The organism is Mycobacterium deserti (genome assembly GCF_025345615.1).
Lineage (GTDB): Bacteria > Actinomycetota > Actinomycetes > Mycobacteriales > Mycobacteriaceae > Mycobacterium > Mycobacterium deserti.
Genome location: NZ_JAODWD010000007.1, coordinates 296627 through 316339, shown reverse-complemented (window position 1 = coordinate 316339; position 19713 = coordinate 296627). Strand labels below are relative to the sequence as shown.

The 19713-nt window shown below is 66.2% G+C and carries 16 protein-coding genes and 1 pseudogene; 12 read left to right on the top strand and 5 right to left on the bottom strand.

From position 1 onward, the window contains the following. Positions 1-6 precede the first annotated feature (6 nt). Positions 7-762 (top strand): SDR family NAD(P)-dependent oxidoreductase, encoded by a 756-nt coding sequence (locus N4S67_RS27175; RefSeq protein ID WP_260996149.1) that lies wholly within the window; start codon positions 7-9, stop codon positions 760-762. After that, complete coding sequence (locus N4S67_RS27170) at positions 759-1391, top strand: carboxymuconolactone decarboxylase family protein (RefSeq protein ID WP_260996148.1); 633 nt, start codon at positions 759-761, stop codon at positions 1389-1391. Before N4S67_RS27175 ends, N4S67_RS27170 begins: the two co-directional genes overlap by 4 nt. Here the strand turns inward: N4S67_RS27170 and N4S67_RS27165 are convergent. Next, positions 1379-1555: a hypothetical protein gene (locus N4S67_RS27165; protein WP_260996147.1), complete on the bottom strand. Its 177-nt coding sequence runs from the start codon at positions 1553-1555 to the stop codon at positions 1379-1381. The genes N4S67_RS27170 and N4S67_RS27165 overlap by 13 nt on opposite strands. 419 nt (positions 1556-1974) lie before the next feature. Between N4S67_RS27165 and N4S67_RS27160 the strand changes: the two genes are divergently transcribed. Continuing rightward, positions 1975-6057, top strand: a complete 4083-nt coding sequence (locus N4S67_RS27160; RefSeq protein ID WP_260996146.1) for a beta strand repeat-containing protein — start codon at positions 1975-1977, stop codon at positions 6055-6057. A gap of 420 nt (positions 6058-6477) precedes the next feature. On the opposite strand, the gene N4S67_RS27155 is transcribed toward N4S67_RS27160, so the two are convergent. Beyond that, positions 6478-6837 (bottom strand): Rv2640c family ArsR-like transcriptional regulator, encoded by a 360-nt coding sequence (locus N4S67_RS27155; RefSeq protein WP_260996145.1) that lies wholly within the window; start codon positions 6835-6837, stop codon positions 6478-6480. A 99-nt stretch (positions 6838-6936) separates the two neighbouring features. On the opposite strand from N4S67_RS27155, the gene N4S67_RS27150 reads away from it, so the two are divergent. The 5 genes and pseudogenes from N4S67_RS27150 to N4S67_RS27125 all read left to right on the top strand — a co-directional run bounded on the left by N4S67_RS27150 (position 6937) and on the right by N4S67_RS27125 (position 10762). Then, complete coding sequence (locus tag N4S67_RS27150) at positions 6937-7419, top strand: ArsI/CadI family heavy metal resistance metalloenzyme (RefSeq protein WP_260996144.1); 483 nt, start codon at positions 6937-6939, stop codon at positions 7417-7419. A gap of 106 nt (positions 7420-7525) precedes the next feature. After that, positions 7526-7906 carry an ArsR/SmtB family transcription factor gene (locus N4S67_RS27145; RefSeq protein ID WP_260996143.1) on the top strand — a complete coding sequence of 127 codons (381 nt, stop codon included), beginning with the start codon at positions 7526-7528 and terminating at the stop codon, positions 7904-7906. Further along, positions 7903-9422 (top strand): annotated as a pseudogene (gene arsB, locus N4S67_RS27140) (ACR3 family arsenite efflux transporter). The gene N4S67_RS27145 and the pseudogene arsB overlap by 4 nt, the downstream one beginning before the upstream one ends. Next, the gene (locus N4S67_RS27130) at positions 9422-9850 is read left to right on the top strand and encodes an arsenate-mycothiol transferase ArsC (protein ID WP_260996142.1); all 429 of its coding nucleotides are present in this window, start codon (positions 9422-9424) and stop codon (positions 9848-9850) included. The pseudogene arsB and the gene N4S67_RS27130 overlap by 1 nt, the downstream one beginning before the upstream one ends. A 117-nt stretch (positions 9851-9967) precedes the next feature. Further along, positions 9968-10762 (top strand): bestrophin-like domain, encoded by a 795-nt coding sequence (locus N4S67_RS27125; RefSeq protein WP_260996141.1) that lies wholly within the window; start codon positions 9968-9970, stop codon positions 10760-10762. Between the two features lie 42 nt (positions 10763-10804). Here N4S67_RS27125 and N4S67_RS27120 read toward each other — a convergent pair whose 3' ends face one another. Next, positions 10805-12568 (bottom strand): putative bifunctional diguanylate cyclase/phosphodiesterase, encoded by a 1764-nt coding sequence (locus tag N4S67_RS27120; protein WP_260996140.1) that lies wholly within the window; start codon positions 12566-12568, stop codon positions 10805-10807. A 214-nt stretch (positions 12569-12782) separates the two neighbouring features. On the opposite strand from N4S67_RS27120, the gene N4S67_RS27115 reads away from it, so the two are divergent. Both N4S67_RS27115 and N4S67_RS27110 read left to right on the top strand, forming a co-directional pair. Further along, positions 12783-13100: a hypothetical protein gene (locus N4S67_RS27115; RefSeq protein ID WP_260996139.1), complete on the top strand. Its 318-nt coding sequence runs from the start codon at positions 12783-12785 to the stop codon at positions 13098-13100. A gap of 106 nt (positions 13101-13206) precedes the next feature. After that, entirely contained in the window at positions 13207-14397 is a 1191-nt protein-coding gene (locus N4S67_RS27110) for a metallophosphoesterase (protein ID WP_260996138.1), read from the top strand. Here N4S67_RS27110 and N4S67_RS27105 read toward each other — a convergent pair. Next, positions 14378-15790, bottom strand: coding sequence for a WS/DGAT/MGAT family O-acyltransferase (locus tag N4S67_RS27105; RefSeq protein WP_260996137.1), 1413 nt, complete (start codon positions 15788-15790; stop codon positions 14378-14380). The genes N4S67_RS27110 and N4S67_RS27105 overlap by 20 nt on opposite strands. A gap of 37 nt (positions 15791-15827) precedes the next feature. Then, positions 15828-16709 carry an alpha/beta fold hydrolase gene (locus tag N4S67_RS27100; RefSeq protein WP_260996136.1) on the bottom strand — a complete coding sequence of 294 codons (882 nt, stop codon included), beginning with the start codon at positions 16707-16709 and terminating at the stop codon, positions 15828-15830. Positions 16710-16850: 141 nt separating this feature from the next. On the opposite strand from N4S67_RS27100, the gene N4S67_RS27095 reads away from it, so the two are divergent. After that, the gene (locus tag N4S67_RS27095; RefSeq protein ID WP_260996135.1) at positions 16851-18320 is read left to right on the top strand and encodes an amidase; all 1470 of its coding nucleotides are present in this window, start codon (positions 16851-16853) and stop codon (positions 18318-18320) included. Positions 18321-18467: 147 nt separating this feature from the next. Continuing rightward, a complete protein-coding gene (locus N4S67_RS27090; protein ID WP_260996134.1) occupies positions 18468-19664 on the top strand; it encodes an NAD(P)/FAD-dependent oxidoreductase in 1197 nt (398 codons plus the stop codon). Positions 19665-19713 lie beyond the last annotated feature (49 nt).

Below are 19713 nucleotides of genomic sequence, written 5' to 3'. Positions count from 1 at the left end.
AACGACATGCCGTTCGAAGACACCACCGCCATCGTCACCGGCGGTGCCGCCGGCCTCGGCCTGGCCATCACCGAGGCACTCGCCGCGCGTGGCGCGAAGGTCGCGATATTCGACATCACCACCGATGAGATCGAGACACAAACCGACCGCCTGCGCCGCGAAGGCGCGAAGGTCGCCGGCTATGTCGTCGACGTCTCAAACCGTGCCGCGGTGGAATCCGCCCTGGCGCAGGTCCGAGCCGACCTCGGCCCGGTGCTGATCCTGATCAACAACGCCGGCATCGAGCAGTTCGGCAAGTTCGCCGAAATCACCGACGAGCAATGGGACCGCGTGATGGCGGTGAACCTGCGCGGACCGTTCATCTGCACGCAGGCGGTACTGCCCGACATGCTCGACGCGCAGTGGGGTCGCATCGTCAACATCTCGTCCTCGAGCGCGCAGGGCGGCCAATCCCGGATGGCGGCCTACGTCAGCTCTAAGGCCGGAGTCATCGGATTCACAAAGAGTCTCGCGTTGGAACTGGGGCCAAAAGGCATCACAGTCAACACTATTCCTCCTGGCATGGTGGTCACCCCGATGCTCGAGAAGGCGATCGCCGAGGGCCGGTTCACCGCATCGCTGGACCATTTCGCCAAGATCACGCCAGTGCGGCGGGCGGGCCGGCCCGAGGACATCGCCAACGCGGCGATCTTCCTGTGCCAAGACGAGTCCTCCTACATCACCGGCCAAATCATCCCCGTCAACGGAGGGCGCCGAACGTGACCGGCACCCAGAGCACACCGCCGCTCCTTGCACCGCTGACCGCCGACGAGTGGGGCGACGACGAGTACGCCGCGTTCGGCGCACTACTGGGCCTGCCGGGCGAAAAGGTGCCCCGGGCCGGATCGGGCCATCCCGCCGACCCTCTCGGATTCGACATCATCGGCCTGCTGGCGCGCCACCCGAAGATGGCCCGGCGGTTCCTAACTTTCAACGGTTGGCTGTTGCAGCGAGGCGAGTTGCCGTTGCGCCTGCGTGAACTGGCAGTGCTACGAGTGGCGCTCACCCGACGGTCCGCCTTCTTCTGGGGCGAACACTCCAGGGTCGCCACCGAAGGCGGTGTGCCCGAGAACGATATCGCTCGCCTTGCCGAGGGCAATGACGGCTTCGACGGCACAGACCGGGTGGTGCTGGAGGCCACCGACGAGCTGCTCAGTGACGGCCGCGCCGGCGAAGCGACGTGGCAACGCCTCACCGACGAACTCGGCACGCACCAGGCGATGGAACTCATCTTCGTCGTCGGCACCTACGCGATGCTGGCGATGGCGATCGACACCTGGCGCCTCGCACCACCCGCGGGCAGCGCGCATCTACCTGAAGAACCTACGAACAGCAGCGGTCAGAAGAAGTGACAACCGTGCAGGACGACATCGGTGTGTTGGCCGGTGATGAGCGGATGCTGATCGAAAGGCCAGTTGCTTTCCGGCGGGCGCTTGATCAGAGCTTCGCGCGGGTCGAACGCCCGTTCGTCACTGGCCCAGCGGTGTCCCAGGACGGGGAGGAACACAGTGGACACGGCATCACCGGGTGGACGGCGGCGCGGTGCTGAACTGGACGGATTGGACGCGGTAGAACACCGTTCACATTGTCCAGTTCCCGGGGGTCAAGTGGTCGCAGGTTCAAATCCTGTCAGCCCGACAACGTAGATACCGCCTTTCCTGTCGCGGAGTGCGGAGGCGGCCGAAATTTACTGGTGGGCACCCTCGATGCGGCTCGTTCCTCGGGAGCCGCGTTTACAGCATCGGCCAGCGGCGTCGTGCTGCGTTCCAGTTGGCGCCGTCGCGCAGCAATGACGGCCGACCGCCGTTACGCAAGCGAATACATGGTGCTTGCTTTGGGAAACGTAGGGAAACACCCGATTCCTCGGGGCACCACCTGTCCTTAGCCTTCTGACGAACACCTTGCAGTGTGTTCCTAGGCTAAGAGGAGTCCGCAATGGCCAAACTGACCGCAAAGTCCGTCGCCGCTCGCCACCGCATCGTTAGGGGCGACCGGCACGCGGCGCTGCATCGGCCAGCATCTGCTGGGGCGGGCTATGCCCGCTATGTGGGGCGCGTCGGCGCCTTGGCCGTCGCGCTGGGCGTCGGTTTGGCTGTAGCTACCACCCCCGGTGTCGCTTGGGCAGAAGAGGGCGGCGAGGAGTCCGCCTCGATGGACGCCGGCCCGAACACCACCGAGCCCGACCCGTCGCCCTCCACTCAGGACGGCAACGGCATCCCCGGTGCTGGCGCCGACGCTGGCACGACCACGACCACGACCACGACCACAGTGACGGATGGGCAAACGACGACCACCATCGGTGGTAACGGCAGCCCTACGGTGACCATCAGCGGCACCACCATCGACAACACCGACAGCACCCCCACCCAGACGCCAACGCCGACCGCCGGGCCCACCCCAACGCTCGATCCGACCACCGCGGCCCCCACATCCCAGCCCGTTCCGACCGCTGATCCGACCTCGGCCACACCGATACCGACCGTCGCCCCCACCTCTGCGCCGACAGCCGGTGGCAGCGCATCTCAGCCGACGGCCGCGGCCAACGACGAACTCGGCGCCACGGCGATGCTGTCGACGCTGTCCGGCGCTCACGGCGGGGCACCCGACATCGGCTCGCGGATGATGACCCTCGGCGCCGACGACGAGCAGAACCTGTCGAGCGCAGGCCTTACCGGCAATGTCAGCACCCTCGACGCCCCGCCACCGGCAACCCCGAACCCGGTCGAAGCTTTGTTGGCGATTCCCGGCACCTTCATCAGCGGCATTCTCAACGCCGTCACCTCGTTCTTCGCCCCGATCATCGGCCCAGGCGCCCCAGGCGACAACCCGCTGGTATGGGGGCTACTGGCGTGGGTGCGCCGCCAGTTCAACCAACCCTTCGCCAACTCAACCCCTGCGCTGAACTTGCAAACCACCGGCCAACAAGATGCTGATGACCGCGAAATCCACGGCACACTCGGCGGATCCGACCCCGACGGGGACACCCTCACCTACACCGTGACATCCCTACCAACGAAGGGCACGGTATCGATCAACGCCGCCGCCGGCACCTGGACTTACACCCCCAGCACCGACACCAGCGGCACCGACACCTTTACCATCACCGCTTCCGACGCCGCCGCCGGCTGGCACATCCACAGTCTGGGACAAACCCACAGCACGAGCGACAGCATCACCGTGACCGTCGCTCCGCCGGTCAACCCCAACAGCGCACCAGTAGCTAATAACAACGCCTATCAATTAAACGAGGATTTTGCGTTCGCCGTCGGCGTTCCCGGTGTCCTGGCCAACGACAGCGACCCCGACGATGACCCGTTGACGGCCGTACTGGTTGACGGTCCCGACGATGCAGCGGTGTTCAATCTCAACGCCGACGGCTCGTTCACCTACACCCCTGGACTGAACTTCAACGGCTCCGACTCGTTCACCTACAAAGTCAACGACGGCACGGCAGACAGCAATACCGCCACCGTCACCATCACCGTGAATGCCCAGAATGACGCGCCCACCGCCGATGACGCCAACCTTGAAACCGACGAGGACACAGCGCTATCCATCGATGTAATCGGCCTGGCCAACGATGTCGACGACGATGACCTGACCATCACCATCATTGACGGTCCGAACAACGGCACCCTCGTAGACCTAGACGGGGACGGCGTTTACACCTACGCACCCGAGCAAAACTTCGCCGGTGAAGACTCCTTCACGTACACCGTCTCCGACGGCACCGCCGACAGCAACATCGCCACCGTCACTCTTACCATCACCCCCATCGATGATGCGCCGGTCATTCAATCGGTGACGTCTACTCCGGCCCAACCCTCCACGGGTGCGGTCACCTACACGGTGACAGTCACCGATGCCGACACACCCCTGGCAGACCTCGATGTGTCCACCACCCAACCTCTCGACGGCAGCGGCACTGTCTCGACGCCCGAATTCAGCGCGACCACCCAAACCTGGAGCTTCACCTACACCCCCGACCCACAAGAACGCCTCAACGCCTACAGCACCACAGCGGTCGAACAGGACCTCTTCACGATCACCGCGGCCAGTAGCGGACAGGCGCAGGACTCAGAATCAATCGCTGCCACCGTCGACCCCGCCGGCGCCGCGATCACCAACACCGCCACCTTCCCACCCGTCGACGGCGCCCCGACCTTCTCTGTGGTGGTCGGCGCGGACGGCACCGCTGCCCAAGTCACCCGCACCGGGGACGGCACTACCGCCAACCCCTACCAGACAACGGTCACGGTGATCCACCCCGACGGCACCACCACCACCGAAACCGTCAACGGCCTCGGCGCTGTGGTGGTCGGCGCGAACGGCACCGCAGCCCAAACCACCTACACCGGCGACAGCACGGGCACCAACCCCTACCAGACAACGATCACGGTGATCCACCCCGACGGCACCACCACCAGCGAAACCGTCGACGGCTTCCCGAACATCGGTGTGGGGGTCGGCGCGGACGGTACCGCCGCCCAAACCACCTACACCGGCGACAGCACGGGCACCGACCCCTACCAGACAACGATCACGGTGATCCACCCCGACGGCACCACCACCAGCGAAACCGTCGACGGCTTCCCGAACATCGGTGTGGGGGTCGGCGCGGACGGTACCGCCGCCCAAACCACCTACACCGGCGACAGCACGGGCACCGACCCCTACCAGACAACGATCACGGTGATCCACCCCGACGGCACCACCACCAGCGAAACCGTCGACGGTATCCCGAACTTCGGTGCGGTAGTCGGCGCGGACGGTACCGCCGCCCAAATAACTGAGATCGGCGACGGCAGCGCCGCCCACCCCTACCAGACCACGCTCACCGTGGTCCACCCCGACGGCACCACCACCAGCAAAACCGTCGACGGTATCCCGACTGGCGACGGTGCGGTGGTCGGCGCGGACGGCACCGCAGCGCAAGTCACCCGCACCGGCGCCGGCAGCGCCGCCCACCCCTACCAAAGCACGCTCACGGTGATCCACCCCGACGGCACCACCACCAGCAAAACCGTCGACGGCTTCTCCTACGACACTGCGGTGGTCGGCGCGGACGGCACCGCCGCCCAAACTATCGTCACGGGCGACGGCAGCGCCGCCAACCAGACGACGGTCACGGTGATCCACCCCGATGGCACCACCACCACCGAAACCATCGCGGGCACGAGAACCGGCGATGCGGTGATCAGCGCGGACGGCACGGCCTACCAAACCACCGTCGCGGGCGACGGCAGCGCCGCCAACCCCTACCGGACCACGATCACGGTGATCCGGTCCGACGGCACATCAACCCCGATCATGATCGACGGCATCGCGTTCGGCGGTGCAGTGCTCGGCGCGGACGGTAGCGCAGCCCAAACCACCCGCGCCGCCAACCTCTCCCAGACCACGGTCACGGTAATCCATCCCGACGGCACCACCACCACCGAAACCGTCGACGGTTTGGCAACCACCCCAGTGGTGGTCGGCGCGGACGGCACCGCCGTCCAAACCACCTACACCGACGACGGCAACACCGCCAACGCGTATCAGACGACGGTCACGGTGATCCGCCCCGACGGCACCACCACCACCGAAACCGTCGACGGCATCGGCTCTGCGGTGGTCGGCGCGGACGGTACCGCAGCCTTTTCCACCCTCACCGGCGACGGCAGCGCCGCGAACCCTTGGGAGACGACCGTGACGGTAATCCACCCCGACGGCACCACCACCACCACCGAAACCGTGAACGGCTACCCGTTCGGCGCTGCAGTGGTCGGCGACGACGGCACCGCGTACCAAACCACCCTTACCGGCAACGGCAGCACTTTCCAGACGACGGTCACGGTGATTCGGTCCGACGGCACCAGTACCCCCATCACGATCGACGGCTACCCGCAGGGCGGTGTGGTGGTCGGCGATGACGGCACCGCCTACCAAACCACCCGCACCGGCGACGCGGCCAATCTCTACGTCAATTCCGTTACGCGCATTTCGCTGGCCCCACCGCCGGCAGTGGTGGTCTGACCATGGGCCGGGGCCAGCCCGGCCGCTAAACCGACACCGGCACAGCCTCTCCAACATCCAGGGCGGTGGTTCGGTTTTCACGCCGCAACTCGAAATGACACTCGGACACGGATGCTAGGTTCCAGACTCTGGCGTCGACGGTGCACCCATGCGACGCGAGGGTTGTAGACGAATGGGCATGCGGTGCTGGTGGGATTCGCCCGTGCAGACACCACGTTACGAGCGTCAACGTCGGCTTCGTCGCAATGACGTGCCACGTCTGGACGGCAATCAGATCCGCTCGACCCTCCTGCGCCAAGGTGCGGAGCGGAAGCGTGTCGACTTGATGCTGATGAGCCGGCTGGGTTTCGGGTCGGGCGCGGTGGCCTTGCGGTACGAGCCGAGAAGGTAACACCGACGAGTTCGGCCCCAGCGGGTATGTCAGGTGCAGCAGGTGGGGTCCAGGACGGCACAGAGCGCGACGACAGCGTCTCGGTGGGGACGGTGAAAGACGTTCATGCCGCGTCGCTCCGAGGAGACCAGTCCGGCCCGCCGGAGCTGGCTGAGGTGGTGGCTGACGGTGGACTCGGTCAGGCCCAACGCCGTAGCGAGATCGCTGCTGTTCTCTTCGCCCGCGGCGGAGCTGAACAGGTACGACATGATCTTGACCCGCGCGGGATCGGCAAGAGCCTTGAGACGCAACGCCACGTGCAGCGCATCGTCGTCGCTCATCGGGCCGGCCGCCACCGGCGCACAGCACACCGGCGCGGACATATCGATCATCGGCAGACTCTTCGGCACACGCCCATCCTGCCGAGAACGTTGACATAAGTCAAAGAGGTGGGCATCATGGGCGCAGCCGGCTACTTCGATATAAGTCACAAACCCAGGAAGGTTCCCATGTCCCGCGTACAGCTCGCACTCAATGTTGACGACCTCGACCAGGCCGTCACGTTCTACTCCAAGTTGTTCAACACCCCGCCCAACAAAGTGAAGGAGGGCTACGCCAACTTCGCCGTGGTAGAACCGCCGCTGAAGTTGGTGCTGCTGCAAAACCCCGGCAAGGGCGGGACCATCAATCACCTCGGCGTCGAGGTCGAGTCCAGCGACACCGTGCACGCCGAGATCGCGCGGCTCACCGGTGAAGGTCTGTTCACCGACGAGGAAATCGGCACCACCTGCTGCTTCGCCACCCAAGACAAGGTCTGGGTCACCGGCCCCGCAGGCGAGAAGTGGGAGGTCTACACCGTGCTCTCCGACTCCGACACCTTCGGCACCAGCCCGGAGCATCCCGATGAGAGTGGCAACACCGGGGGCGGGGTCTGCTGTGGAGGTACCTCCGCCGACCAAACCAAAGTGGCGGCAGGGTCGTCCTGCTGCTGACCGTCGAGCGCTGACCCGGCGAGCTCACACCCACAGCTCGCCGGGTCGCCCCGGCGACACCAACCGTTCATTTGCGCCTTGATTCGATAACTGTCAATATCGATGAGTGTCTAAACCAGGTCTTCCGCTGACCGATGTGTCGGCATGCGCCTATGCCCCGTTGGTCCGAGAGCCGCTGTCGAGCGCCGCCGCCGCGGACATCGCAGCGAAACTCAAGGCCCTGTCCGACCCGGTGCGTCTTCGCCTGTTCAGCCTGGTTGCCAGTCATGCAAATCGCGAAGCATGTGTCTGCGACATCTCCGGCGATTTCGACGTCAGCCAACCGACGATCTCCCACCACCTCAGGGTGCTCAAAGAAGCCGGTCTCCTCGCTTCCGAGCGCCGAGCCTCCTGGGTGTACTACTCCGTGGTTCCTGAGGCATTGAACTTGATCTCGTCAGTGCTGAGCACCGCGGCCGACGACATGGCGTTGGGGGCGCCGGCGTGACCGAGCCCGTCACCTCCGACGCGCACTCCACCGTCATCGAAAAGCTGTCGCTCCTCGACCGGTTCCTGCCGGTGTGGATCGGTATCGCGATGGCCGCAGGACTGCTGCTTGGACGGCTCGTGCCCGGTTTAGACACTGCTCTCAATCTTGTTCAGTTGGACGGTATTTCGTTACCCATCGCGCTCGGCCTGCTGATCATGATGTACCCCGTTCTGGCCAAGGTGCGCTACGACCGCCTCGACGCTGTCACCGGCGACCGCAAGCTCCTGCTCAGCTCGCTGGTGCTGAATTGGGTGATCGGCCCGGCGCTGATGTTCGCCCTGGCCTGGCTGCTGCTGCCGGATCTGCCCGAGTATCGCACCGGCCTGATCATCGTCGGCTTGGCGCGCTGCATCGCGATGGTGATCATCTGGAACGACCTGGCCTGCGGTGACCGGGAAGCCGCCGCCGTCCTGGTCGCGCTGAACTCCGTGTTCCAGGTGATCATGTTCGCCGTCCTCGGCTGGTTCTACCTCTCGGTGCTGCCCGGCTGGCTCGGGTGGGAACAGGCCACCATCAGCACCTCGCCGTGGCAGATCGCCAAATCGGTCCTCATCTTCCTCGGCATCCCACTGCTGGCGGGCTATCTGTCCCGGCGGCTGGGTGAAAAGGTTAGGGGCCGAACGTGGTACGACTCCACGTTCCTGCCCAAGGTCGGCCCGTGGGCGCTCTATGGACTGCTGTTCACCATCGTCATCCTCTTCGCGCTGCAGGGCGAGCAGATCACCAGCCGCCCCCTCGACGTCATCCGCATCGCTCTGCCGCTGCTGGTCTACTTCGCCGTCATGTGGGGCGGCGGCTACCTGCTGGGCGCCTCGGTCGGCCTCGGGTACGAACGCACCACCACCTTGGCCTTCACCGCAGCAGGCAACAATTTCGAGCTGGCCATCGCCGTGGCCATCGCCACCTACGGGGCAACCTCCGGCCAGGCCCTCGCCGGAGTCGTCGGCCCACTGATCGAAGTGCCCGTCCTCGTCGCGCTGGTCTACGTCTCTCTTGCCCTGCGACGCCGATTCACTCCCAACAACCCGGCAACGATGCTCACCGATCGGAGCCCACGATGACCGACAACAAGCCCACCGTGCTGTTCTTGTGCACCCACAATGCGGGCCGCTCCCAGATGGCACTCGGGTACTTCAACCATCTCGCCGGAGACCTGGCAGTGGCATGGTCTGGCGGGTCCGAACCGGGCGATGAGATCAATCCTGCCGCTGTCACTGCGATGGACGAGGTCGGCGTCGACATCACCGGTGAGTTTCCCAAGCCCTGGACCGACGAAATCGTCCAGGCCGCCGATGTCGTCGTCACCATGGGCTGCGGCGACGCCTGTCCGGTCTTTCCCGGTAAACGGTACGAAAGTTGGGAGCTGCCCGACCCGGCAGGCCAGGGCATCGACGCCGTCCGGGTCATCCGCGACGACATCGAGAAGCGTGTCCGCCGCCTCCTCGACGAACTCGGCATCACCCCTGGCGCCTGATGCAACACGCTGCGCTCCCGCCGTCGGTACTGTTCGTCTGCGTCAAGAACGGGGGCAAGTCCCAGATGGCCGCCGGGCTGATGCGCAAAGCCGCCGGCGAGGCCGTCTTGGTGTACTCGGCGGGCACGCAGCCAGCAACCACAATCAATTCGCTCTCCGCCGAGGCGCTCCTCGAAGTCGGCGTCGACATCAGCGCCGAAACACCGAAGTTGCTCGACCCTGAACTCGTCCGCGAAGTAGACATCGTCGTCACTCTCGGGCGCGAAGCCCATGTCGAACCCGTCGACGGAACGGAACTCGAGAACTGGGACACTGACGAACCGTCTGAACGGGGCATCGATGGCATCGAACGCATGCGCGCAATTCGAGACGACATCGCCGTCCGCGTCGCTGGACTACTGACACGGCTGACGGCCGGGCGGACGTGACACCGATCCCGCTGTGCCAGTCGCAATTCCGGATTTTGCAATCGTCCTTCGGGAACCGAGCAGACACCTATGGTCGAGAAGCCCGTATCGGGGGTGCCGGAATCGAGAGGAGCGGCCTTGAGTCAGTGGTTGGTGAGCAACCTGCCGTCGTGGTTGCTGTTGCTCGGACTCATCGCCGTCGTCGCCGGTGGGGCAGTGCTCCTGCAACGGTTCGTGCGCAATCGCTTCCCGAACCTCAAAGGAGACGAACACAACGACGTGATCAGATTCGCCTTCGGCGTGGTCGGATTCGTGTTTGCCTTCTTCATTGGTTTCGTTGTCTCCGCAATGTGGGGCCAGATCAACGATGCAGACGGTAGGGCACGGATCGAGGGCGCGGCCGGTGTGCAACTCGCTAGAGACCTCGCCGTGTTCGACGACCCCGATCGCGGGCGAATTCGGCAGAGCCTTCTGGAGTATGAACACGCGGCGGTAGCCGAATGGACGGAGGCTGCCAGCGGGCGATCCTTCCCCGAGGCCGACGACGCGTTGGCGCGACTTTATTCCACGTACGGACAGGTCCAGGCGCGCACTGACGCCCAAAAGACGCTTCTGGCGGCCTCTTTCACGAACCTCAACAGCCTCAGCCAGGCCCGCACCGAACGGGTGCTGCAAGCACGCACCGACGTCGGCCCGCCTTGGTCGCTGTGGGCGGTCATCGTTTTGACCAGCGGCCTGCTTCTGGCCTGCGCCATCATCTACGACGTCGAGAAGGCCGCGACGCACTACACGATGGTCGGGATCCTGGGCGTTCTGGTGGCCGCCAACCTCTTTCTCGTCTTGGAACTCTCGCACCCGTTCGTCGGCGAGATCGGGACCTCTGTAGAACCGCTGCGGCAAGTCATTGAGGTCGCGTCGCATCCACGCGGGTAGCTCTGCCACCCCGACGACGGTTAGCCGGGGCCGCGCCGCAGGTCATTGGGCTGCCAGCGAGCCCGCAATGGCTTCGTAATCCTGCGGTATGCCGAAGAAGTAGCCCTGAGCCAGGTCGAAGCCGAGGTTCCCCAACACGTTTGCCTGCTCCGCGGTCTCGATTCCCTCGACGATCACCGCCACATCGAGCGCCTCGGCCAGTGCCGCGATCGCCCGCAGGAGAGGCTTGGACGAACACGCGTCGTGCATGGACGCAGTGAACGCCGCTTCGAGCTTCAGGTAGTCGGTCGGGATCGTGTGCAACCGGCTCAACGAGGAATAGCCGGTCCCGAAATCGTCGATGGCGATCCGTACGCCCCGCGCGCGCAGTTCATGCAGGGCGGAGATCGAGGAGGGGGTGTCGGCATCCAGTACGGTCTCGGTGACCTCGAGCACGAGCTGATGAGCCGGCCATCCGGTTTCAGTGAGGATTTCGGCGACACGGGCGGCGTAGCCGTCCTCGGTCAGCTCCAAACCGGAAACGTTGACGCTCAACGACAGTCGCTGCTGCGGCGACCGTGCCTGCATCCGCTGAGCGTCAAGGCACGCGCGGCGCAGCACGACGCGGTCGAGCGCCCCGATCAATCTGGTGTTCTCCGCGACCTCGATCACCTCAGCCAGGGTGACACACGGCCGCGACTCTGGTGCCCACCGCAACAGCGCCTCGATACCCACTATCGTCTCTGGGGCCGATAATCGGACGATAGGCTGGTACAACACCTCAATAGCTCCGGCGGCCAATGCCTCTCGTAATTCAACCGCGATTGGGGGAAGTCCCGCAGACTCCAGCATTGTGCGATTGCGGCCGACGCGTTTCGCTCGGCGCAGAGCGACGTCGACGCGACTCAGCACGTCCGAGGCCGATTCGCCTGGCTGCCAGACTGTTACGCCGACCGAACAGTCCCACGGCACCGCCTCGCGCATACGGTGCGACAGTGCGACAGCCTCTTGATCGGTCACGTTGTGGGCGAGCACCACGAATTCGTCGTCGACCATGCGGGCCAGCACGAGCTCGCGACCGATCACCTCGCGCCAGGCCGCAACCACCGCCCGCAGCATCTCGTCACCGGCTCGGTAACCGAACTGGCGGCGTACCGCCCCCCAGCCGTCCACCGACAACAGCACGAGTGCCGGCCGCTGTCCGACAGACTGCGCCCGGGAGATCGCCATAGCGAGCAGGCGCTCGAAGCCTCGCCGGTTGGGCAGCCCAGTCGCCGTGTCCAGTTCGGCCCCTGAAACGATCCGCCCGAGCAGAGCGATGACGAAGCCGATCACCACGGTCGTACTCGCAGCGAAGACGCCCGCCCACCACGCTGCGGCCGACGTCACACCCAGCGCCACCATGCAGGATCCCGCCGCCAGGCTCACGTAGAACACCGCGGCCCACCACGGGACGAAGAATCCCGCCGTGGCAATGAAAACGTAGAGGGTCGCAAAAGACACCGCGACCGTGGCTTCGGCTGCCTGGCTGACCGAGACGGTGATCTGCACCGTCGACATCACCACCAGCAAGTGAAACTGCCACAACTGCAGGCGGTGGCCCCACAGCAACACTCCGACGCCGACCACTGCGGCCACCGCGGCGTTGGCGTACTGGACCGCCACAGAGTGAAACGACGTCGGCACCAACGTGGTGAGAAATGCCACCAGTAGACCCCCGACCAGCAGGCACGCAGCCGCCGTGCGGGAAGTCAGGGTCGGCGTCGCGATACCGGGCCACAGTCGGGCACGCCGGAACGACGCCCAGTCGCCCCATGTCCACCCCACGCGGGGATCTTAACTCGGCAAAGATTCGGCCACGCTCGAATGCAATTGCTACCCGCGTCGGAGCGGGGACGGGCGGTGCTTGCCTGGTGGATAGGAAACTCTTCCCCTTCCGGCGACGGACTCTGGCTTATCGGCGATTACGCAGCAGGTGCTGAACGCGCAGTATTTCTCTCAACAACCGCAACACCCCGAAGACCATCGAGAGGAAGCCACCATGACCACGTCGACCACCCGCAACCTGACCCGCTTCAAGTACGCCGCAACGCTTCTCGGCGCGTTCGCCGTTCTCGCTATCGCCCCCGCGACCGCTCATGCCGTCGACAATGAACAGACTCCCGGCAGCGGCGGGTGCACCTACACCGACGCAGACGGCTACCCGGTGCCGATTGACAACGGCCAGGACGTCTTCGTCGACGGAAAGATCGTCAGCTGCCGCGACGGCAAGATCGTGGTGACCACGGCACCGAAGCGCAACGACGTGCGCAAGCCGGTCTTCGACCGCACCTCGCCGGTCTTCTCGATTGTCCCCTGACCAAAGTCGTCAGTCGGCCCGTCGCCTGTGAGGTGGCGGGCCGCCTGCTTGGCCCGACGAAGTCACGCGCCGGGTGGCCGGCTCGAGGCTGGGTACCGTGGGCGCGGTGACAGACAATCCGGCCGAGGTAGTGGAATCCCCCCGGTCGCCGCGGCGGTCGCGGCGGCGATGGCGGCGCATGGGCATCGTGTTCACCATCATGGCGCTGCTGTTCGGGGTGCCGTGGTGGACGCTGCTGGCATCCGGCGCGGCCTGGCCGGCGCCCGCCGTCGCGACGGGCACGTTGCTGTTCGCGGCCGCCTTCGCCGCGCTGCCGGCCCTGATGGCGTTCGGGCACGGGCGCAGGCACCTCGACTGGGCCGCCGCTCTCGGTGACGCTCTTCTCGGTGCGGCCTGGGTGTTATTCGTGTGGTCGGTGCTGGGCCAGTTGTTGCGGCTGGCTCTGCTCGTCGCCGGCGTCGACGACCCGGCGCGGTCACGACTGGTCGCAGGCGCGGTCGTGGCCGTCGTCGCGATATTGCTCGTGTGGGGTCACTTCGAAGCGATGCGCGTGCCGCGCGTCAAGGAGGTCGACGTCGCAGTCGACGGGCTGGGCCGCGGCTTGGACGGTCTGCGTGTCGCGGTGATCACCGACACGCACTACGGGCCGATCGATCGCGCGCGATGGTCGGCGGCCGTTGTGGCCCGGGTCAATGACCTCTCCGCTGACGTGGTGTGCCATGTCGGGGACATCGCCGACGGGACGGTCGACGTGCGGGAGGCGCAGGCGAGTCCGTTGGCCTCTGCACGCGCCACCCTTGCGCGTGTGTACGTCACCGGCAACCACGAATACTTCAGTGAGGCGCAGGGCTGGCTCGACTACATGGAAAGCATCGGCTGGACTGCGCTGCACAACCGGCACCTCGTCATCGACCGCGGCGGCGACAGGCTGGTCATCGCCGGTGTGGACGACGCCACCGCCGAGGCGTCGGGTCTGCGCGGGCACGGCGCCGACCTGGACGCCGCGCTCGCCGGCGCAGACCCGGGTCTACCGGTGCTGCTCCTCGCGCACCAGCCCAAGCAGGTTGTGCACGCCGTGAGAGCGGGTGTGGCCCTGCAGATTTCGGGCCACACTCATGGTGGGCAGATCTGGCCGTTCAACTTTTTGGTGCGGCTCGAGCAACCGGTCGTGCACGGGCTCAGCAGACACGGTGAACGAACGCGCCTCTACACGAGTCGCGGAACCGGCTTCTGGGGACCGCCGTTCCGGGTTTTCGCGCCCAGTGAGATCAGCCTGCTCACGCTTCGTCACGCGTGACGCGACCGATGCTTTCGTCGGTGGCGTCACGCAGTTCGGCGAACGCCGCGACCAGGGCCTCGGTCACCTCATGGGTGTCTCGGAACGTGCTGTCGTCGGACAGCACGGCGACGGCCAGTTGGTCGGCGTAACTCCACACGGTGATGTTGAGCGCCGAACCGGCGGCAAGTGGTCCGACCGAATAGATCTCCGTAACGACCGCACCGGCGATCCGGCCGCGTTCCCGCGGCCCCGGAACGTTCGACACGATCACGTTGAAGAGTTGATTGGGCGCCTGGCGTCGCGACATCCACCGGAACACCATGCGGGTCAGCGACGGCGGGACGAATTCCAGGAACCCGCCGACGGTCGTCGGCCCGAGCAGTTCGTGATCCTCCTTCGCGATGCGCGTCGACGTGCGGATCAATTCCAGGCGCTGCAGCGGCTCGTCGATCTGGACGGGCAACGACACCAACATCGTGGCCAGAGCGTTGCCGGTGATCCGGTCTGGCGACACGTCCGTCGCTGTCGGTATGGACGCGATGAGGGGGCGGTCGGCGGCGTCGCCGTAGCTCAACAGCAGCTGACGCAGACCGCCGGCGGCGATCGTCAGCACCACATCGTTGACGGTGGCCTCGTGCTTCTTGCCGATCGCTTTGACGTCGTCGAACGGCAAGGTCGCGCTGGCGAAGGTTCGCCCCGCTGCGATCTTGCGATTGAAGAAGGTCGGCGGCGGGTCAAAGCGGTCGGCCAGTTCCGGTTGGTCACGACGCTGACGCGCCCGCTGCCGCAGGCGGTAGGCGCCGACCACTCCGCGTCGCACGGCGGACGGCAGCGTCCGCATTCGCGCCATGTGATCGCGGGCAGCGAAGCCGAGGACGTTTCGCGCCGTCGGGGCGGGCTGCGCTGGTTGAAGGCGCGGCTCGGGCGATTGACCGTCGTCCCACTCCATTGCTCTGGTCATGAGGTTCGCCGAAGCCACCCCGTCCGCCAGGACGTGGTGCACCTTGCCGATCACCGCCACGCGCTGATCGGTCAACCCGTCGGCGAAGTAGAGCTGCCACAACGGGTATCGGCGGTCCAGTGGTGTGCTGGCAATGGCACCGATCACGGCGTCGAGGTCCCGGCGATTGCCGGGGGCCGGAACCCGTACCTGCTGTAGGTGATAGTCGAGGTCGACGTCGGCGTGCTCGCTCCACAACGGCCGGTGCAGCCGCCACGGAGTGTCGATCAGGTGATAACGCAAAGGATCCAGCGCAGGCAGTCGGCTGAGGAACACTTCGCGAAACGCCTCGAAGGTGGGCTCGCCGTCGAAGTCGGCGGCGTCGATGACCGCAACCTTGAGTGTGTGCTGATGGACGGTGGGCGTCTCGCTGGACAGAAGCAGGATGTCCCACCCGCTGAGTCGTTTCACCGGCTCTCCCTCCTGCGAACCGGATACGCCGGCCGCGCTACTCGGCCACTCGCCTCGTGGCCCGCGATCGCGGAAGCCTTTGGTGTACCGACTCGACGGCACGCTCCAACGCCGGAACGAACGCGGTGGGCTGCAGGGTGCACCCGGCGTGGCCGGCGTCGACGGTCACCATCTCAGCGCCCGGTATGTGGTTGGCCAGCCACTTCTGCCGCTCGACACCGAAAGCACGGTCCTTCATGGTCACCAGAACCGCAGTCGGAACGTCGATCTCGGCGACCCACGTTGTCGAATCGAACCGGACCACTTCTGCGATTGCTCGCGTGATGCCGCCCACGGACGTCGCGCGGACCTGTCCGAGAACCCAAAAATGGTCGGGGAACAGCCCGCCCGACACCGCCGCGGCGGGTCCGCAGCGGCGCGGCGCCGGACTGAGTGACTCCATGAGCGCCGCGAACACTCCGGTCGCGAGCCGCTCGTAACTGGCGCGACTGACCGCGGCGGCGGCAGCGCACAGCACCAGCCCGTCGACGCGTTCACGGTGGCGCCGCCACACCAACTGCGCGACCAGCGACCCCATGGAGTAGCCGACCGGCACGAAGCTGTCGATACCGAGCACATCGGCCAGCGCAGCGACGTCGTCGGCGCAATCCTCCAGCAACATGCGCGGCGGCGAAATGCCTTGTCCGTGGCATCGCTGGTCGAACACGACGACCCGGCCGAACCGCCGCACAGTGTCCAACGCCGGATACCAGGTCATCAACCCGGTGCAGGCCAGCGAGTGCAGGAGTACGTAGGTGGGCCCGTCCGCAGGTCCGGAGTCGAACACGTAGGTGCTGCCCCGGCCGGGAAGGTCGACGACCGAGCCCTGCGGGATCTTCGCGGCCGACGCCACCGCGGGGACCCTGGGTAGCCGCGGCATCGGGAGGCCTCCCGGAGGCCAGAAGCTGGCGATGCGGCTTATTGAAACACGTTCCAGTATTCAGATCTATGAGGCGCGCGCGTTTGCCCGCCTTGCGCGCGATGTCGACCGGTCGCGCGCCGGCCGCATACGGTCATCGGTGTGAACTTCGACGAATACCGGACGTATGACGCCACGGGGCTGGCGAAGCTGGTCGCCGACGGGGAGGTGTCGGCGACGGAGCTACTGACGTTGGCACGTGAGCGGGCGGCCGAGGTGAACCCGCGGATCAACGCAATCGTGCGCGATGTCCCCGCCTCGCCCTCCACCGAACAGGGCGGCCCGTTCGCCGGTGTCCCATTCCTGATCAAAGACATCGCCCAGGACTACGCCGGCCTCCCGACCTCGCAGGGGTCACGCTCGCTGCTGGCCTTGCCGGTGACCGAGCATGCGACCGTCGTGCAGCGCTGGATCGATGCCGGTCTGGTCATCTTCGGTAAGACGAACCTGCCGGAATTCGGCGCGAAGGCGATTTCCGAGCCGGCGGCGTGGGGCGCCGCGCGCAACCCGTGGAATCTCGAGCGGAGCCCCGGCGGGTCCTCGGGCGGGTCGGCGGCCGCTGTCGCCGCGGGGATAGTGCCGTGCGCGGGGGCCAACGACGGCGGCGGGTCGACGCGTATCCCGGCGGCGTGCTGCGGGCTGGTCGGTCTGAAGCCGGGCCGGGGTTTGACGCCCATGGGTCCTGGTGTCGGCGAGCCCATGCACGGGGCGGCGGTGCAGGGCGTGGTGTCGCGAACCGTGCGCGACACGGCCGCGATGCTGGACGTCATCGCCGGCGGTGAGCCGTCGGGGCCGTATGGACCCGCGATTCCTGATTGGCCGTTCGCATCCTGCGTGGGCGACGACCCCGGCCGGTTGCGCATCGGCGTGCGGGTTCCGTCCGCGATCAATCCGACCCCGCACCCCGAGGCGTACGCGGCCGTCGAGGGGACCGTGCGCGCGTTGACCGATCTCGGCCACCACGTCGAGGAACTGCCACAAGCGCCCTACGACGACGCGGCGCTCGCCAAGCAATTCCTGCTCAGCTGGTTCGTCTACATCGCCTGGGAGGTCGACGAGGCCAAGCGCCTCACGGGTGCCGATGATGAGGCGTTCGAGCGCGACACCTTGATCATGGCGGCCCTGGGCCGAGCGACGAGCAGCGTGGACTACGTCGATGCCGTCCAGCGGCGCCACGAGCACGTCCGCCGCCTCAGCACGTTCTTCGAGTCCTACGACCTGCTGCTGACGCCCACACTGGCGACGCCGCCACCGAAGATCGGCGAATTCGACCTACCGGTGGCACTTCAGCGTGCGTCGGACGCGTTGATCAAGACCCGCACCGCCCGCTTCCTGCGCTACACCAAGATCGTCGACGACATGGTCGATAAGAACCTCAGTTGGGTGCCCTACACACAACTCGCGAATCTTACGGGGCGACCGGCGATCTCGCTTCCATTGCACTGGACCGCCGACGGTCTGCCATTGGGCGTCCAGTTCGTTGCGCCGCTTGCGGGGGAGTCGCTGCTTCTCCGGCTCGCAGCACAATTGGAGCAGGCGCTGCCGTGGGCCGATCGCGTCGCGCCGGTCTGAGAATCACCTCGCTCAGGCCCATCGCCTGGAGGACGCCGCGACGGCGAGGTACCCCAGTCGGCGAATGTGGCTCGCGGACCACCCACACCGACGTATGACCCACCATGACTGGAGGTATACCGCTGCTGGGCCCGCTACCGTTGGCTCGTGAGCGATGTTGTCGTGCTGGGTTCGGGGTTCGCCGGGTTGTGGGCCGCGCTCGGTGCGGCCCGGCGCATCGACGAACTCGGCGCTGCTGAAGTGAACATCACCGTCATCAGCTCACAGCCCTACCACGACATTCGAGTGCGCAATTACGAAGCCGACCTCACGCCGTGCCGAATTCCCCTGCGCGACTTGCTCGATCCCACCGGCGTCGCGCACGTCACCGCTGAGGTGACCGCCATCAACCCGCTCTCCAAATCGGTCACCACTTCGTCGGGCACTTACGACTACGACCGCCTCGTGGTCGCCCTCGGCAGCCAGGTCGTGCGACCCGACATCCCCGGCCTGAAGGAATTCGGCTTCGACGTCGACACCTACGATGCCGCACATCATCTGCAGAGCCATCTCGAAGACCTCGTGCGCGGTCCGCACACGCCCGCTGCCTCCACCGTGATCGTCGTCGGCGCCGGACTCACCGGCATCGAGACCGCATCCGAGCTGCCCGACCGCCTCGCCGCGCTGTTCCCCGACACGACACCACGCGTCGTGCTCGTCGACCGCAACGCGCACGTCGGCTCCGACATGGGCCCTTCAGCGCGCCCGGTCATCGAAGCCGCCCTGACGGCCAACCGCGTCGAGACCCGACTCGGCGTTGGAATCATCGCCCTCGCCGAGGACTCCGTGACACTGTCCACCGGCGAGAAGCTGGCCGCGTCGACCGTCGTCTGGTGCGCCGGAATGCGCGCCAACCCGCTGACCGCAGACCTCGGCGTCGAACGCGACGGCCTGGGCCGCGTTGTAGTCGATGACCACCTGCGCGTCATCGGCGTGCCCGACGTCTTCGCCGCTGGTGACGTCGCGGCCGCCACGATGGACGACCAGCATTCCTCCGTCATGTCCTGTCAGCATGGTCGCCCGATGGGACGATTCGCCGGCTACAACGTGGTCAGTCATCTCGTCGGCGCGCCGATGCTGACTCTGCGAATCCCCTGGTATGTCACGGTGCTCGACCTCGGACCCGCCGGCGCGGTCTACACCGAGGGCTGGGGCCGACAGGTCGTCGCTACCGGCGCCGAGGCCAAGGCGACCAAACGCACCATCAACCGCAGCCGCATTTATCCGCCGCTCAGCGCCAAGCGCGCGGATCTATTGGCCGCAGCCGCGCCGGCTGTACAGACTCGTCCGACCCCGCACGGGTAGGAGCGGGTAGTACTACTCATCCGCCTCGGCTCGCCGCCCGGCATGCTGG